Raw genomic sequence first — 15,087 nt, 5'->3', positions numbered from 1 at the left:
AGGAATGGCCGCAGTGATCTGACTTTCCAGCGTTTACGAAGCCGGCTTCGTTCACTGGGCTGTCACGTGCGTCGCTTAACCGGGTGTCGATCCGGTACGGAGCGATTCTCATGCGAACGACCTGGCTGAGCCTTCTGCTTTTCGCCGCGCTGACGGTTTCCGTTGGCCATGCATCGGCAGGCGAAACACGCGCCAGACAGATTCTCGACCGTTTCGAACACGCCAACCAGTGGCGCGACCATGTGATGGTGGTGGCACACCGCGCCGGCAGCATGCAAGCCGGCAAGACGCTCTATGCGGAGAACTCGATCGCCGCCGTCGAGGCATCGATCGCGCTTGGTGCCGAAATCGTCGAGGTTGACGTCAGGCGGTCGAAGGACGGCCAGTACGTCGTCATGCATGACAGCTGGCTCGACCGCACGACGAATTGCAAGGGCGAGGTGGTCAAGCGCACGCTGGCCGAACTCAAGACCTGCAGGCTGGTGATCGAAGGTACCGGCGCCGTCACCGAAGAGCCGGTTTCGACACTGCGTGAGATGCTGACGGCGACCAAAGACAGGATCCTCGTCAACATCGACAACAAGCTCGACGTCGATAGTCTGGCCGGTATGATCGCGGTAGCGCGCGACCTCGGCATGGCCGAACAGGTGATCGTCAAGGAGAATCTGTGGAACCCAGCCAGGATCACCGCAGTCAAGGCCGCCATGAGCGCGATTGGCAGCGGCTTCCAGTTCATGCCGATCATCGCCGACGATGCGGTGCGCGACGCCGGTTTCGCCGAGAAAGTCAGCGGAGCTTTTTCGGCGCCCGCGATCGAACTGATCAACTGGCGGGCCGGCGCGGAGACGCTGACCGAGACCGGCGGGCCGCTGTTCAGCCCCCGCATGCGCGCGGCGGCGATAAGGGGCGACTGGCACATCTGGGCCAATACCTACGCCATCGTCAACAAGCCGGGCGGCTTCATTGCCGGCGGTCGCGGCGACGAGTTGGCGGTGCTCGCCAGTCTACCGCGCGAGACCTATGGCTTCTGGGCCGAGCGAGGCGCCACCATCATCCAGACCGACGAGCCGAAATTGGCCATCGACTGGCTGGCGGCGAACAGCTACCGCGTGCCCTATCCTGATGAGGCGCGGCCGGCGAACACGGCGAGTATCAACTAGAGGCGACGGCGGAAACCGTCGATCTCCCCCACGTGGGGGAGATCGGCTCGTCGCCGCTTTCGCCAATCTCCCAGCACCCGCTAGGTATGGCGCCTGTGTCGCGCCGTCAGGCAGCCATCGCCACGCCGTCCAATTCCTTGACGGCGTCGTCCGGCAGATCGAGGTCAGCTGCCGCAAGGTTCTCCCTGAGATGCTCGACGGACGAGGTGCCGGGGATCAAAAGGATGTTGGGCGCACGGTGGAGCAGCCAGGCCAGCGCGACCTGCATTGGCGTGACGCCGAGGCGCTGAGCGACGCCGGATAGGGTAGACGACTTGCAGCGGGTTGAAGCCGCCGAGTGGAAAGAACGGCACATAGGCGATGCCGTCGCGGGCGAGTTTGTCGATCAAGGCATCGTCGCTTCTGTGCGCCAGATTGTATTGGTTCTGCACGCAGACGATCTCGGCGATCCGCCGTGCTTCTCTTATCTGCGTTGACGTGGCGTTGCTCAGCCCGATGTGACGCACCAGGCCTTTTTGTTGTATAGCGGCCAGCGTGGCGACCTGTTCTTCGATCGACCCTTCGGCGGGTTCATGCACGTCGAATATGATCCTGAGGTTGACCACGTCCAGCACGTCGAGCCCGAGATTGCTCAAATTGTCGTGCACCGCCTGGGTCAGCTCTTCAGGAGAGAAGGCTGGGAGCCAGGAGCCATCGGCGCCGCGGCGGGCGCCGATCTTGGTGACGATGGTGAGGTCGTCGGGATAGGGCGCGAGCGCTTCACGAATGACCTGATTGGTGACGTGTGGGCCGTAGAAGTCGCTGGTGTCGATGTGGTTCACCCCGGTGGGCAACGGCTTCGCGCAGCACGGCCAAGGCTGCGTCATGATCCTTGGGTGGGCCGAAGACGCCAGCCCCCGCGAGTTGCATGGCGCCGTAGCCGAGCCGCTTCACGGTGCGGTCGCCGAGAGTGAACGTGCCGGACTGGTCGATGCTGGACATGATGTTTCTCCTGAATGATGGGGAAGAAATAGACGCTGTCCGCTGTCCCGATAACCCGCTATTATCTGCACAGTTGTGCAGGATAGCGAACAGTGAGCGTCGAACTGGGTGATCTCAACGCATTCCTGGCGGTGGCGCGTGCCGGCGGCTTTCGCGAAGGCGCCCGCGCGAGCGGCGGCAGCGCGTCGGGCTTGAGCGAGGCGGTGCGCCGCCTCGAGACTCGGCTCGGTGTCAGGCTGCTCAACCGGACGACGCGTAGTGTCTCTCCGACCGAAGCGGGCGCGAGCTTGCTGGCCCGGCTCGGCCCAGCTTTGACCGAAGTCGAGGCAGCACTTGACATGGTGAACGGCTTCCGCGACCGGCCGGCAGGTACATTGCGCCTCAACGTGCCGGTCAGCGCGGCGCGGCTGGTGCTGCCCGGTATCGTTCCGCGCTTCCTCGCCGCCTATCCCGGCATCCGGCTGGAGGTGATCGCCGAGGAGAGCTTTGTCGATGTGCTGGCGGAAGGGTGCGACGCTGGCATCCGCTACGACGAGCGGCTGGAGCAGGACATGATCGCGGTGCCGATCGGACCGCGCGTGCAGCGCTTCGCCACCGCCGCCAGCCTTGCATACCTGGATCGCCATGGCCGGCCTCAACATCCGCGCGATCTGCTCGGCCACGCCTGCCTGCGCGGCCGCTTCTCCGGCCGTACGCCGCCGCCGTGGGAATTCGAGCGCGACGGCGAGGTTGTGCTGGTCGATCCGACGGGCCCGCTTCTCGTGACCCTGGGCGGGGCGGCCGATCTCGCCGTCGATGCAGCCATCGCCGGTACCGGCATCGTCAGCCTGTTCGAGGACTGGCTTCGCCCGCACTTCGAGAGCGGTGCGCTCGAACCCGTGCTCGAACCTTGGTGGCAGAGCTTCTCGGGACCGTTCCTCTATTATCCGGCCGGCGCCTCGTGCCGGCCCCACTGCGCGCATTCATCGACTTCATCAGGGCACGGGCCGATCGATCGTGATTGGGCCAGATTGGTCTCGCAAAAAAGAAAAAGCCACCCGGAGGCGGCCTTTTCGATAGTGAGCAGTTGTGTAGCGCTTCGGGAACTTGGCCCCAAGCGCTCCTTAGCGCTTCGAGAACTGGAATGAGCGGCGGGCCTTCGCCTTGCCGTACTTCTTGCGTTCGACGACGCGGCTGTCGCGGGTCAGGAAGCCGCCCTTCTTGAGCACGGCGCGCAGGGCCGGTTCGTAGTAGGTCAGCGCCTTGGAGATGCCGTGGCGCACGGCACCGGCCTGGCCGGAAAGGCCGCCGCCGATGACGGTGGCGACGATGTCGTACTGGCCGGCGCGGTTGGTGGCGATGATCGGCTGATTGAGGATCATCTGCAGGACCGGACGCGCGAAATATTCGGCAAACACCTTGTCGTTGACGACGATCTTGCCGGAGCCGGGCTTCACCCAGACGCGGGCGATGGCGTTCTTGCGCTTGCCGGTGGCATAGGCGCGGCCCGACTTGTCGAGCTTCTGGACATGGACGGGTGCAGCCGGCTGCGTGTTGGTGTTGCCGGTAGCAGTTCCGAGTTCTGCGAGCGAGGAAAGCTCAGCCATCTTACGAAACCTTCTTGTTCTTGGCGTTCAGCTTGGCCACGTCGAGCGTGACGGGCTGCTGGGCGACATGCGGATGTTCCGTGCCTGCATAGACGCGGAGATTCTTCATCTGGCGACGGCCGAGCGGGCCACGCGGGATCATGCGTTCGACGGCCTTCTCGACGACACGCTCGGGGAAACGGCCCTCGAGCAGCTGGCGCGCGGTGCGCTGCTTGATGCCGCCGGGGTGGCCGGTATGCCAGTAATAGACCTTGTCGGTGAACTTCTTGCCGGTGAACACCACTTTGTCGGCGTTGATGACGATGACGTTGTCGCCGTCGTCGACATGCGGGGTGAAGGTGGGCTTGTGCTTGCCGCGAAGATGATTGGCGATGACAGTGGCGAGACGGCCGACGACGAGACCCTCGGCGTCGATCAGCACCCACTTCTTCACCACATCCGCAGGCTTCTGCGAAAAGGTTGCCATGGATTTCTGCTTTCGGTTCGGACCTTCCCCATTTTCGAACAATAGGAGAAAGGCGTTTCTTGTTGCTTGGATTGAGGGAGAGCGCTTGCCCGCCGCCAATAACAAAACGGCGGCCTTTGCGGGCCGCTGCTTCGTGAGGGCTTATAGGCGAGGGCGGTTATGGCGTCAAGGCTGGAGAAAAGCCAGATGACAGGTAAAATATAGTAAAAACAAAGCTTTAGATAAAAGGTATTATTTTACCACATCGGTGGTTCGCCTCGGCGGAATCGAATAGGTCCCCGTCGCGTGCGCTACGGTATGTCCGTCCGGTCCGGCGACGATGTCGATGTCGAACACCATCAGGCTCTTGCCCAGCTTCAGGATGCGGCAATGGCCGTCGATCGGCCCGGCCTCGGCCTTGCGGACAAAATTGATGTTGAGATTGGTGGTGACCGAAAGCGCATCCGGCCCGGCATGCGAAAGCACGCAGACATAGCCGCCAATGTCGGCGAGTGTGAACAGCGACGGGCCAGACACCGTTCCGCCGGGGCGCAAATGCCGCTCGTCGGCATTCAGGCGCACCGTGCAGCCGCCCGGAAACACGTCGATCGCCTCGTAATAGGTGAACCGGTCGTTGAGCTGCGGGTAGACGGTCTCCATCAGCGCGTTGACTTGCGCTGCGGTCAGCACCGGCTTGAGATTGTCTTGGGCGCGGGCATAGGCGGTTCCTGTATATGGCGCCGGCATGGACCAGCGGTCTCAGGACGAGGCGCTTGGACGAGGTCGCGCCGCCGAGAAAACACGTCCCAAGGCTGTTCTTCAATCGGTAGCGTGCTAGTTCTTTTGTTCCATGGCCTGCAAATCCGATGCCGCCGGCCGATGAAGAGGTTGGAGAACATGGCCGAAATCGTCGCCATCAAGCCGGCTGTTGCCGAAGGTCCGGTCGTCGCGAGACTGGACGAGGGCGTCCTGCGCCTGACGCTCGCCAATCCGCCGGCCAATGCCCTGTCGCTGGCGGTCATGGCGGCGCTGATGGCGGAACTCGACCGCGCGAAATCGGACAGATCCGTCCGCGTCATCATCCTGGCGGCGGCCGGAAAGGTGTTTTGCGCCGGACACGACCTCAAGGAAATGACCGCGCGCCGCGCCGACGCCGATCGCGGCAAGGCGTTCTTCGAGGAGACGTTTTCCGCTTGCGCGGCACTGATGCAGGCGATCGTGCGCCATCCCAGGCCGGTGATCGCCGAGGTCGAGGGTCTGGCGACGGCGGCCGGGGCGCAACTGGTCGCGAGCTGCGATCTGGCGATCGCCTCGCATGAGGCGACCTTCTGCACGCCGGGCGTCAATATCGGCCTGTTCTGCTCGACGCCGATGGTGGCGCTGTCGCGCAACGTCTCGCGCAAGCATGCGATGGAGATGCTTTTGACCGGCGAGACGATCGATGCGGCGACGGCCAAGGAATTCGGCCTCATCAATCGTGTGGTGCCGCGCGAATATCTGAATCAGATTGTCACCAAATACGCGCAAACCATTGCCTCCAAATCGTCTTTGGTCGTCAAGACCGGCAAGGAAGCCTTCTACGCGCAGGCCGAAATGGGGCTGGCCGAGGCCTATGCCTACACCGGCCGCGTCATGGTCGACAACATGCTGGCGCGCGACGCGGAAGAAGGCATCGGCGCCTTCATCGGCAAGCGCAAGCCGAAATGGACGGAGGAATAGACATGGAGCCCCGCGTCTCCATCATCACCATCGCCGTCGACGATCTCGACCGCGCCACACGCTTCTACGAGGCGATGGGCCTGACCCGCCATGCCGGGATCACCGACGGCGTCGCCTTTTTCCAGATGGGCGGCGTCATTCTAGGGCTGTTTCCGCGCGAAAGCGCCGAAGCGGATTCAGGCATCACCTTCGGCACGGCGCCGTCTGCCGTCTACCTTGCCTACAACACCCGCTCCGACAGGGAGGTCGATGACGTGCTCGCGATGGCCGAGAAGGCCGGCGGTCGTATCGTCAAGCCGGCCGGCCGCGCCTTCTGGGGCGGCTGGTACGGCTATTTCGCCGACACCGAGGGGCATATCTGGGAAGTGGCGCACAATCCGGCTTTTCCGATCGCGGAAGACGGCAGCATCTCGCTGCCGGACTGATCCTTCTTTCCAGATGGCATATCGCAAGCAACTGACGCGACTGAAGGCTCCCTACCTCAAGCGCATCCTGATCGAGCCGGCGCGGGTCGCCGATTGGGAAAAATACCCGTGGAATCTGCCGATCTTCCGGAGCCACGATTTCGAGCTCGAATTCACCACGCCGATCACCATCATCGTCGGTGAGAACGGTACCGGAAAGTCGACATTGCTCGAGGCGATCGGCGCTCTGGCCGGATACGATGAGGCCGGCGGCGGCAAGGGCTACATGCCCATCGACCACTCCCGCGCCATCGACAAGAGCGGCGCGGCACTGGCGGAAACGCTGCGCGGCCACTGGCTGCCGAAGGTCACCGCCGGCTGGTTCTTCCGGGCCGAATCTTTTTACTCCGTGGCGCGCTACCTCGATCAGGCGGCACTGGACGCTCACGAGGCGCCGCCCGATTTCCTGTCCTGGTCGCATGGCGAGGGCTTCATCCGCTTCTTCGAGGAGCGCTGCCGCAAGCAGGGCATTTACATTCTGGACGAACCCGAAAGCGCCTTGTCGCCGACGCGCCAGATCGAGCTTCTCAAGATGCTGCGGCGGATGGATCTATCAGGCACGGCGCAAGTGATCATGGCGACGCATTCGCCGCTGCTGATGGCCTGTCCCGGCGCGCGGCTGTTTCGCATCAGCCGGTTCGGGCTCGACCCGACCGGTTTCCATGACACCGATCATTTCCGCATGATGCGCAATTTCTGCAGCGATCCGGATGGTTTTCTCGCCGAAGCGCTGTATGAGGACGAGGCATGAATCACGACGCCTACGACAATGCCTATATCGCCGGCATCCTCAATTCGGTGAAGACCATCGCCATGGTCGGCGCATCCGCCAACGATGTGCGGCCGAGCTACTTCGTGCTGAAGTACCTGCTGGGCAAGGGATTTTCGGTGTTCCCGATCAACCCCGGCCAGGCCGGCAAGGAAATCCTCGGCCGGATGACCTATGCCCGGCTCGCCGATGTTCCCGAGCCGATCGACATGGTCGATGTCTTTCGCAATCCTGCAGCAGCGCCGGCCATCGTCGAGGAGGCTTTGCGGCTCGATCCGCTGCCGAAAGTCATCTGGATGCAGCTTGGCGTGCGCCATGACGAGGCCGCCGCGCGCGCCGAAGCTGCCGGCATCAAGGTGGTGATGAACCGCTGCCCCAAGATCGAATATGGCAAGCTGTCGGGCGAGATCGGCTGGACCGGCGTTAATTCCGGCGTGCTGTCGTCGAAGAAGCCGCTGATGCGGCCGGGATTCCAGAGTTTCGGCGTTCGCCAGAAGTAGACGGAAAGTTATTCCGGTAATCGTGCATTTTCTCGCCTCCTGATCACAGATCGTGCACCGAACGGCATTTTCTTCTTTGCATTCGCAACCGGGCTTCGCCAAGAATGCCCGGCGATTTCCAGAAGGTTCATAAAGGGAGGTATTCGATGACCCGTACGCCCGGTTTCAACACGCTCGCCGTCCATGCCGGCGCCAAGCCCGATCCGGCGACCGGCGCGCGTGCCACGCCGATCTACCAGACGACCTCCTTTGTCTTCGATGATACCGACCATGCCGCCTCGCTGTTCGGGCTGAAAGCCTTCGGCAACATCTACACCCGCATCATGAACCCGACGCAGGCGGTGCTGGAAGAGCGCATCGCGGCACTCGAAGGCGGCACGGCAGCACTGGCCGTGGCGTCGGGCCATGCCGCGCAGGTGCTCGTCTTCCACAATCTGATGCAGCCCGGCGACAATTTCGTCGCTGCGACTAGGCTTTACGGCGGTTCGATCAATCAGTTCGGCCACGCCTTCAAAAATTTTGGCTGGCAGGTGCGCTGGGCCGACACCAATGATATCTCGACCTTCGAAAGCCAGATCGACGAAAAGACCAAGGCGATCTTCATAGAGAGCCTGGCCAATCCGGGCGGCGTCTTCGTCGACATCGAGAAGATTGGCGACATCGCCCGCAAGCACGGTCTGCCGCTGATCGTCGACAACACGCTGGCCTCGCCCTATCTGGTGCGGCCGATCGAGCATGGCGCCGACATCGTCGTGCATTCGCTGACCAAGTTCATCGGCGGCCACGGCAATTCGATCGGCGGTGCCATTGTCGACGGCGGCACCTTCGACTGGTCGAAATCCGGCAAATATCCGATGCTGTCGGAGCCGCGTCCCGAATATGGCGGCCTCGTCCTGCACGAGACCTTCGGCAATTTCGCCTTCGCCATTGCCGCGCGCGTGCTCGGCCTGCGCGACATGGGCCCGGCGATCTCGCCCTTCAATGCGTTCCTGATCCTGACCGGGCTGGAAACCCTGCCGCTCAGGATGCAGCGCCACTGCGACAATGCGGTTACCGTCGCCGCCTGGCTGTCCAACCACTCCAAGGTCGCCTGGGTGTCCTATCCCGGCCTGCCCAGCGACAAGAACAACGCGCTGCAGAAGAAGTACTCGCCACTTGGCGCCGGTGCGGTGTTCACCTTCGGCCTTAAGGGCGGCTATGCGGCGGGTGTCAAATTCGTCGAGGCGCTCGAACTGTTCTCCCACCTCGCCAATGTCGGCGACACCAAGTCGCTGGTCATCCACCCGGCATCGACCACGCACCGGCAACTCTCCGACGAGCAGAAGGTCGCGGCCGGCGCTGGGCCGGATACGGTCAGGCTTTCGGTCGGCATCGAGGATGTCAACGACATCGTCGCCGATCTGGAACAGGCCCTCGCCAAGGTTTGATCCCTGCTGAATGGAGCTTCCATGACCGCGCCAAGATTTCTCTTCGTCGATGTCGACAGCGTCGAGCCGGAACTTGGCGCACCGGCACCGGATCGTCTGATTTCGGGCGATCCGAAGTTCCGCACCTGGAATGTCGAGGAACGCGACGGCGGGCTCTATGCCGGCATCTGGGAGGCGACGCCGGGCAAATGGCACATCGAGTATGACGAGTGGGAGTTCTGCCACATCCTGTCGGGCGTCTCGGTGATATCAGAAGATGGCGGCGAGGCGCGCACCGTCAGGGCGGGTGACAGTTTCGTGCTCAGGCCGGGCTTCAAGGGAAGCTGGGAAGTGCTTGAAACGACTCGCAAGGAGTATGTGATCAAGCTCTGATCGTCCTCCGGTCTCCTGCCTGTCGGCGGAAATAATCCGTTCTCAAACGTGCACGGCAAGCGTTTCCAGCCCGTGGAAATGATAGGTGTCGCGGAAGCGCGGCTGTTCGGCAAGTCGGAGCTGCGGCAGCCGGCCGAACAGGGTCTTCAGCGATACCTGCAATTCGAGCCGGGCGAGCGGCGCGCCGATGCAGAAATGAATGCCGGCACCGAACGAGACGTTCTTCTGGTCCGCGCGATCCGGCCAGAAGGCGAGGGGGTCGGCAAAAGCCGCCGGGTCGCGGTTGGCCATGCCGAGCAGCAAGCCGACCGTCTCGCCGGGGTGCAGGACGATCCCAGGCCCGACCTCGATCTCTTCATAGGCATAGCGGGTGAACATGTGCAGCGGCGCGTCGAAACGCAGGCACTCCTCGACGGTCGCCGCTGTCGTTTCCGGCGAGGTGAAGAAACGGCGCGGGTCGCCGCCTTGCGCGAGGATCGAGCGCACGGCGTTACCGGTTTGGTGGACTGTCGCCTCGTGGCCGGCATTGAGCAGCAGGATGGCCGAGGACACCAACTCGTCCTCGGAGAGCTTCTGGCCGTCCTCCTGCGCCGCGATCAGCAGCGACAAAAGATCATCGCCGGGTCTTTTGCGCCGCTCGGCGACATAGCCACGCAGGAAGTCCGAGAAATCCTGTGCTGCGCGATTGGCCGTCTCTTCGGATTCGCGTGTGCGGCCATGCATGTACATGGCGACCATCCGATGCGACCAGTCGAGCAATTGCGGCCCCATCTCGACCGGCACGCCGAGCATTTCGGCAATGATGGTGATCGGCAGAGGCGAGGCGAAAGCTGGCAGCAGGTCGACCTCGCCCGGTTCGAAACGGTCGATCAGCTCATTGGCGAGCGCCTCGACGCGCGGCCGCAGCCGCTCGACCTGACGCGAGACGAAGGCGCGGTTGACCAGCGTCCTGAGCCTGGTGTGCACGGGCGGTTCCAGCTCCAGCATTGAATTGGCCTCGACGCCGTCGAACGCCTTGACATGCGTGCGGTCCTGGCCAATGCCCCGGCTGTCGGGGATGCCGGCCGGGTTCTGGCGGCCAAAGCGGCGGTCGCGCAGCAGCCGGTTGACGTCGTCGAAGCCGCCAAAGCACCAGAAGCCGAACTCCTCCCAGAAGAAGGCGTTCGATGCGCCATGCATGAAGGCATAGGCTTCATAAGGGTTCTGGAAAAAAGCCGGCTCGTGCGGGTCGAGTCGCAGGCGGCGGGTGGCTGGATCAAAGACAATGTAGGGCGGCATCAATTTGCTCATGCCAGACAATTAGCGCGGCTTGCCAGCTTGGTGCCAGACCGTATGTTGGCCGCCGAATGTCCAATGAGTTGAGCCAGCCGAAGCGGCTGCGGAAAGACTGACTTGATGAATGTGATCGTGGTTGGCGCAGGCATTGCAGGGCTTTCGACGGCCTGGTCGCTGGTCAAGGCCGGGCACCAGGTCTCGATCGTCGAGCAGGGACCGATTCCCAATCCGCTCGCGGCTTCGGGCGACCATCATCGCATCATCCGCCGCGCTTATGGCGCAGCGGCGGGCTATGGCCGCCTGATCACCGAAGCCTACGAAGCCTGGGACGAGATGTGGGCCGATCTCGGTGAAAACCATCTCGATCCACGTGGCTTCCTCTGCATTTCGCGCGAACCGGGAGATGAGGCGGAGGAATATCGCGAAGGCATGGAAGCCGGGAACTATCCGTTCGACCTTTTCGAGCCGGACGCCGCGGTCGAACGCTGGCCGTTCCTGGAAGCCGGCTCGTTCCGCTACGCTTATTTTTCGCCCGACGGCGGGGCGCTGCATTGCCGCAAGATCGCCTTCGGCCTCGCCGAATGGCTGCGGGCGAACGGCGCCAATGTCTACGAAAACAGCAAGGTGACGGAGGTCGACGCCGAGGCCGGCCGGGTCGTGCTTGAAGGCGGCGAGACGATGCAGGCCGACCGCATCGTCGTCACATCAGGCGCCTGGGTGCTGAAACTGTTTCCGGAACTGGGCGGCGAATTGAAGACGTATCGCACCGCGCTTGCCTATGTCGAACCGCCGGCGGATATGAAAGCGGCATGGGCGGCGGCCCCGGTCATCCTCGATGTCGGCGGAGCCGTCGACGGCTACGCGATCCCGCCCTCCGGCGGCGCCGGCATGAAATTCGGCTCAGGGCTGCACAGGGTGCCGACCAGCGACGCCGACTGGAACCGCCAGCCGGTGGCGGGCGAGGGCGAGGCGATCCGCAACCTGTTTTCACCGCCAATCGCCCGTATTGAAGAGTATGGGGTGACTGAGGTCGTCACCTGCGCCTACACCTTCACCGCCGACGAGAAGTTCCTGGCGCATGAGAAGGCCAAATGCCTTGTTGTCTCGGCCTGCTCCGGTCACGGCTACAAGTTCGGGGCGGCGGTCGGCAGACGCGTTGCAGCGTCCATCGGTAATGGCGATGTCGCGAGCTTGAAGGCGTGGCTGCGGGCCGAAACGGCCTGACCTAATACCGGCAATGCCTCGGCATGTGCACGCGCCGCCAGCCGGACGAGCCTTCCCGGACCACCACCCGGCGCGCCACTGTCTGGTAGGAGGCGGGAACGTCGATGATCCGCCGCTGTCCCGGCTTTACCAAAACCTCTTCGGCCACGCTCTCATACTCGGCGGGGAGGACGACGCGCCGTTGACGCTCCGGCTGCACCACTACGGTCTCGGCCACGCGTTCATAGCGCGCCTTGTGCCTGATCTTGCACAGCACCTTGCGGCCACGGATGACGCGCCATTCCCAGGAATAGCCGCCGTCATCGATCTTCACCGTGCGGTAGATGGTGCGGGTGACTGCAGGCACGATCTCGTAGCTGACGCGCTGGGGCGCGATCTGCACCACGCGCTCGCGCGTCCCGTAGATCGCGGGATCATACTTCACCTGCTGGCCGGCCGGGCTGACGAGCACATTTTCGTAGACGGTCTCATACACAGCCGGCCTGTTGACCTGCTGGTAGCACTCGACGGCGCGGCCGCCGGCCGCCGTTTCTGACGCTATGCCGAGAACGGCAATGCCGGCGACGGTCAAGGAAGCGGTTTTCCTGATCATGGCACTCCCCCTGTTTGAACTTCAAAACACAAGTTCAACGTTGAATTGTAAGGGAAGCCGGATCGGGGGAAAGCGATTTCGATACATTTCGTTAAGCGACGCGGTTAAGAAACTGCTACTCGACGGCGCGGCCACGCCGCTTCAACAGCAGCCGGTACCGCTTCGGGCGAATCCTGTGCAGAAACCTTGATTCGACTTAACCGGATGGCTAGGAGGGGCGGCCTTGCGCTAGGGTGAGCCGGCATCCTATTTACAGGACAACGATCCAGAACCGATTCTGCCCGACTTGCTCATCTCCGGCGCCGGAATCCCATCTTCAATAAGGGATAGTCCATGAAGAACCCCGTCGAAACCTACATGAACCTCGTTCCGATGGTGGTCGAACAGACCAATCGGGGCGAGCGGGCCTACGACATTTTCTCGCGGCTCCTGAAGGAGCGCATCATTTTCATCACCGGTCCGGTCGAGGACGGCATGGCGACGCTGGTTTGCGCGCAGCTCCTGTTCCTCGAGGCGGAGAATCCGAAGAAGGAAATCAACCTCTACATCAATTCGCCCGGTGGCGTCGTCACCTCGGGCATGGCGATCTACGACACCATGCAGTTCATCAAGCCGGCGGTGTCGACGTTGTGCATCGGCCAGGCGGCTTCGATGGGTTCGCTGCTTCTCACCGCAGGCGAGAAGGGCATGCGCTTCGCCACGCCGAACGCCCGCATCATGGTCCACCAGCCTTCCGGTGGCTTCCAGGGCCAGGCTTCCGACATCGAGCGCCACGCACAGGACATCATCAAGCTGAAGCGCCGTCTCAACGAGGTCTACGTCAAGCACACCGGCAAGAGCTACGAGGAGATCGAGAAGACGCTCGACCGCGACCACTTCATGACCGCTGACGAGGCAAAGGATTTTGGTCTCATCGACAAGGTCATTTCGTCGCGCGAGCCGGCTGAGGTTGCCGCCGCATAAGCCTGCGTCGGCAGCTGGATGGCGGGAAAACACGCTTTTGGCGCGGCTTGCGGCATTTCGGCCACAATTGGCTGTTCCCTCGACGGGAGCAATTGCCTACGTTAAGCCTATGTTGATTTTCGACGGCTTAGCTTTGTTTGGGGTTGATGCGAATCATTGCGACGTTTTCTGATATGTGTTTCGTACAGAATGCGTTGTGGGAGCCGGGTACTGGCGGCGGCGATTTCCCGCGATAGATTGAATATGCGCCCTTTCAACCAGACCATCGGCGGGCGGCTATGAAAGGACATGGAAATGAGCAAGGTCGGCAACAACGGCGGTGATTCCAAGAACACGCTTTATTGCTCGTTTTGCGGCAAAAGCCAGCACGAGGTGCGCAAGCTGATCGCCGGCCCGACGGTGTTCATCTGCGACGAATGCGTCGAGCTCTGCATGGACATCATCCGCGAGGAGAACAAGACCTCGATGGTGAAGTCGCGCGAGGGTGTGCCGACCCCGCAGGAGATCCTCAAGGTTCTCGACGACTACGTCATCGGCCAGCCCTACGCCAAGCGCGTGCTGTCGGTGGCCGTCCACAACCACTACAAGCGCCTCGCGCATGCCGGCAAGAACAACGACGTCGAACTGGCGAAGTCCAACATTTTGCTGATCGGCCCGACCGGTTGCGGCAAGACGCTGCTTGCGCAGACGCTGGCCCGCATCATCGACGTGCCGTTCACCATGGCCGATGCGACGACGCTGACCGAGGCAGGCTATGTCGGCGAGGACGTCGAGAACATCATCCTGAAGCTCCTGCAGTCTGCCGACTACAATGTCGAGCGCGCCCAGCGCGGCATCGTCTACATTGACGAGATCGACAAGATTTCACGCAAGTCCGACAATCCTTCGATCACCCGCGACGTGTCGGGCGAGGGCGTGCAGCAGGCGCTGTTGAAGATCATGGAAGGCACCGTCGCTTCCGTACCGCCGCAGGGCGGCAGGAAGCATCCCCAGCAGGAATTCCTGCAGGTCGACACCGCCAACATCCTGTTCATCTGTGGCGGCGCCTTCGCCGGGCTGGACAAGATCATCTCGGACCGCGGCCGCAAGACCTCGATAGGCTTCGGCGCCACCGTCGCCTCGCCCGAGGATCGCCGCACGGGCGACGTTTTTCGCCTGGTCGAGCCTGAGGATCTGTTGAAATTCGGCCTCATTCCCGAGTTCGTCGGCCGTCTGCCTGTCCTGGCGACGCTGGAGGATCTCGACGAGCCGGCGCTGATCCAGATCCTGACCGAGCCGAAGAACGCGCTGGTCAAGCAGTATCAGCGGCTGTTCGAGATGGAGAATGTCGACCTGACCTTCCACGAGAACGCGCTGTCGGCGATCGCCAAGCGCGCCATCGAGCGCAAGACCGGCGCGCGTGGCCTGCGTTCGATCATGGAAGCGATCCTGCTCGACACGATGTTCGAGCTGCCGGCGCTGGAGGGCGTGCGCGAAGTGGTTATTTCGGAAGAGGTGGTGTCCGGCAACGCCAGGCCGCTCTACATCTATTCCGAGCAGAAGGAAAAGAAGGGCAACGTCAGCGCCTGACGTGAGCCGGCAATGGACTATGTTAAACGGCGCCGCGAGGC

Annotated in this window: 15 protein-coding genes and 2 pseudogenes; 11 read left to right on the top strand and 6 right to left on the bottom strand. The window is 62.7% G+C overall.

Features of this window, described 5'->3' with window-relative positions:
• Window positions 1-110 precede the first annotated feature (110 nt).
• Window positions 111-1,160: a glycerophosphodiester phosphodiesterase family protein gene (locus IQ26_RS24095; RefSeq protein ID WP_145720812.1), complete on the top strand. Its 1,050-nt coding sequence runs from the start codon at window positions 111-113 to the stop codon at window positions 1,158-1,160.
• A 106-nt stretch (window positions 1,161-1,266) separates the two neighbouring features.
• Here IQ26_RS24095 and IQ26_RS24090 read toward each other — a convergent pair.
• Window positions 1,267-2,141, bottom strand: a pseudogene (locus IQ26_RS24090) (aldo/keto reductase family oxidoreductase).
• Window positions 2,142-2,233: 92 nt separating this feature from the next.
• Between IQ26_RS24090 and IQ26_RS24085 the strand changes: the two are divergent.
• Window positions 2,234-3,141, top strand: a pseudogene (locus tag IQ26_RS24085) (LysR family transcriptional regulator).
• A gap of 103 nt (window positions 3,142-3,244) precedes the next feature.
• Here the strand turns inward: IQ26_RS24085 and rpsI are convergent.
• The 3 genes from rpsI to IQ26_RS24070 form a co-directional block, all read right to left on the bottom strand.
• Complete coding sequence (rpsI, locus tag IQ26_RS24080; RefSeq protein WP_145720811.1) at window positions 3,245-3,727, bottom strand: 30S ribosomal protein S9; 483 nt, start codon at window positions 3,725-3,727, stop codon at window positions 3,245-3,247.
• A 1-nt stretch (window position 3,728) separates the two neighbouring features.
• Window positions 3,729-4,193, bottom strand: coding sequence for a 50S ribosomal protein L13 (gene rplM, locus IQ26_RS24075; protein WP_145720810.1), 465 nt, complete (start codon window positions 4,191-4,193; stop codon window positions 3,729-3,731).
• 231 nt (window positions 4,194-4,424) lie between these two features.
• On the bottom strand, window positions 4,425-4,919 hold the full coding sequence (locus IQ26_RS24070) for a PaaI family thioesterase (RefSeq protein WP_145720809.1): 495 nt from the start codon (window positions 4,917-4,919) through the stop codon (window positions 4,425-4,427).
• 150 nt (window positions 4,920-5,069) lie between these two features.
• Here IQ26_RS24070 and IQ26_RS24065 point away from each other — a divergent pair, with 150 nt between their 5' ends.
• From IQ26_RS24065 to IQ26_RS24040, 6 genes are all read left to right on the top strand, one after another.
• Window positions 5,070-5,891 (top strand): enoyl-CoA hydratase, encoded by an 822-nt coding sequence (locus IQ26_RS24065; protein ID WP_145720808.1) that lies wholly within the window; start codon window positions 5,070-5,072, stop codon window positions 5,889-5,891.
• 2 nt (window positions 5,892-5,893) lie between these two features.
• Window positions 5,894-6,316 (top strand): VOC family protein, encoded by a 423-nt coding sequence (locus IQ26_RS24060; protein WP_145720807.1) that lies wholly within the window; start codon window positions 5,894-5,896, stop codon window positions 6,314-6,316.
• Window positions 6,317-6,329: 13 nt separating this feature from the next.
• Window positions 6,330-7,106 (top strand): AAA family ATPase, encoded by a 777-nt coding sequence (locus tag IQ26_RS24055; RefSeq protein ID WP_145720806.1) that lies wholly within the window; start codon window positions 6,330-6,332, stop codon window positions 7,104-7,106.
• Entirely contained in the window at window positions 7,103-7,624 is a 522-nt protein-coding gene (locus IQ26_RS24050; protein WP_145720805.1) for a CoA-binding protein, read from the top strand. The genes IQ26_RS24055 and IQ26_RS24050 overlap by 4 nt, the downstream gene beginning before the upstream one ends.
• Before the next feature lie 146 nt (window positions 7,625-7,770).
• A complete protein-coding gene (locus tag IQ26_RS24045; protein ID WP_145720804.1) occupies window positions 7,771-9,051 on the top strand; it encodes an O-acetylhomoserine aminocarboxypropyltransferase in 1,281 nt (426 codons plus the stop codon).
• 21 nt (window positions 9,052-9,072) lie between these two features.
• The gene (locus tag IQ26_RS24040) at window positions 9,073-9,423 is read left to right on the top strand and encodes a cupin domain-containing protein (protein ID WP_145720803.1); all 351 of its coding nucleotides are present in this window, start codon (window positions 9,073-9,075) and stop codon (window positions 9,421-9,423) included.
• 42 nt (window positions 9,424-9,465) lie between these two features.
• Here IQ26_RS24040 and IQ26_RS24035 read toward each other — a convergent pair whose 3' ends face one another.
• Window positions 9,466-10,713, bottom strand: a complete 1,248-nt coding sequence (locus tag IQ26_RS24035; RefSeq protein WP_145720802.1) for a cytochrome P450 — start codon at window positions 10,711-10,713, stop codon at window positions 9,466-9,468.
• A gap of 105 nt (window positions 10,714-10,818) precedes the next feature.
• On the opposite strand from IQ26_RS24035, the gene IQ26_RS24030 reads away from it, so the two are divergent.
• Window positions 10,819-11,922, top strand: coding sequence for an NAD(P)/FAD-dependent oxidoreductase (locus IQ26_RS24030; RefSeq protein WP_145720858.1), 1,104 nt, complete (start codon window positions 10,819-10,821; stop codon window positions 11,920-11,922).
• A 1-nt stretch (window position 11,923) separates the two neighbouring features.
• Here the strand turns inward: IQ26_RS24030 and IQ26_RS24025 are convergent, their stop codons facing one another.
• Complete coding sequence (locus IQ26_RS24025) at window positions 11,924-12,514, bottom strand: hypothetical protein (RefSeq protein ID WP_145720801.1); 591 nt, start codon at window positions 12,512-12,514, stop codon at window positions 11,924-11,926.
• Window positions 12,515-12,847: 333 nt separating this feature from the next.
• Here IQ26_RS24025 and clpP point away from each other — a divergent pair, with 333 nt between their 5' ends.
• Both clpP and clpX read left to right on the top strand, forming a co-directional pair.
• Window positions 12,848-13,477, top strand: a complete 630-nt coding sequence (gene clpP / locus IQ26_RS24020) for an ATP-dependent Clp endopeptidase proteolytic subunit ClpP (RefSeq protein ID WP_145720800.1) — start codon at window positions 12,848-12,850, stop codon at window positions 13,475-13,477.
• Between the two features lie 294 nt (window positions 13,478-13,771).
• Window positions 13,772-15,046 carry an ATP-dependent Clp protease ATP-binding subunit ClpX gene (gene clpX / locus IQ26_RS24015; protein ID WP_029353486.1) on the top strand — a complete coding sequence of 425 codons (1,275 nt, stop codon included), beginning with the start codon at window positions 13,772-13,774 and terminating at the stop codon, window positions 15,044-15,046.
• Window positions 15,047-15,087 lie beyond the last annotated feature (41 nt).

The organism is Mesorhizobium tianshanense, from assembly GCF_007830515.1.
In the GTDB taxonomy this organism is placed as follows: Bacteria; Pseudomonadota; Alphaproteobacteria; order Rhizobiales; family Rhizobiaceae; genus Mesorhizobium; species Mesorhizobium tianshanense.
Note: the sequence above shows the minus strand (reverse complement) of the source record. Positions and strands in the feature narration are given on the sequence as shown.

Excerpts from the sequence above, each read along its gene's own strand:
- IQ26_RS24095 (WP_145720812.1), top strand. The coding sequence starts at position 111 with ATGCGAACGACCTGGCTGAGCCTTCTGCTTTTCGCCGCGCTGACGGTT.
- rpsI (WP_145720811.1), bottom strand. The coding sequence starts at position 3,727 with ATGGCTGAGCTTTCCTCGCTCGCAGAACTCGGAACTGCTACCGGCAAC.
- rplM (WP_145720810.1), bottom strand. The coding sequence starts at position 4,193 with ATGGCAACCTTTTCGCAGAAGCCTGCGGATGTGGTGAAGAAGTGGGTG.
- IQ26_RS24070 (WP_145720809.1), bottom strand. The coding sequence starts at position 4,919 with ATGCCGGCGCCATATACAGGAACCGCCTATGCCCGCGCCCAAGACAAT.
- IQ26_RS24065 (WP_145720808.1), top strand. The coding sequence starts at position 5,070 with ATGGCCGAAATCGTCGCCATCAAGCCGGCTGTTGCCGAAGGTCCGGTC.
- IQ26_RS24060 (WP_145720807.1), top strand. The coding sequence starts at position 5,894 with ATGGAGCCCCGCGTCTCCATCATCACCATCGCCGTCGACGATCTCGAC.
- IQ26_RS24055 (WP_145720806.1), top strand. The coding sequence starts at position 6,330 with ATGGCATATCGCAAGCAACTGACGCGACTGAAGGCTCCCTACCTCAAG.
- IQ26_RS24050 (WP_145720805.1), top strand. The coding sequence starts at position 7,103 with ATGAATCACGACGCCTACGACAATGCCTATATCGCCGGCATCCTCAAT.
- IQ26_RS24045 (WP_145720804.1), top strand. The coding sequence starts at position 7,771 with ATGACCCGTACGCCCGGTTTCAACACGCTCGCCGTCCATGCCGGCGCC.
- IQ26_RS24040 (WP_145720803.1), top strand. The coding sequence starts at position 9,073 with ATGACCGCGCCAAGATTTCTCTTCGTCGATGTCGACAGCGTCGAGCCG.
- IQ26_RS24035 (WP_145720802.1), bottom strand. The coding sequence starts at position 10,713 with ATGAGCAAATTGATGCCGCCCTACATTGTCTTTGATCCAGCCACCCGC.
- IQ26_RS24030 (WP_145720858.1), top strand. The coding sequence starts at position 10,819 with ATGAATGTGATCGTGGTTGGCGCAGGCATTGCAGGGCTTTCGACGGCC.
- IQ26_RS24025 (WP_145720801.1), bottom strand. The coding sequence starts at position 12,514 with ATGATCAGGAAAACCGCTTCCTTGACCGTCGCCGGCATTGCCGTTCTC.
- clpP (WP_145720800.1), top strand. The coding sequence starts at position 12,848 with ATGAAGAACCCCGTCGAAACCTACATGAACCTCGTTCCGATGGTGGTC.
- clpX (WP_029353486.1), top strand. The coding sequence starts at position 13,772 with ATGAGCAAGGTCGGCAACAACGGCGGTGATTCCAAGAACACGCTTTAT.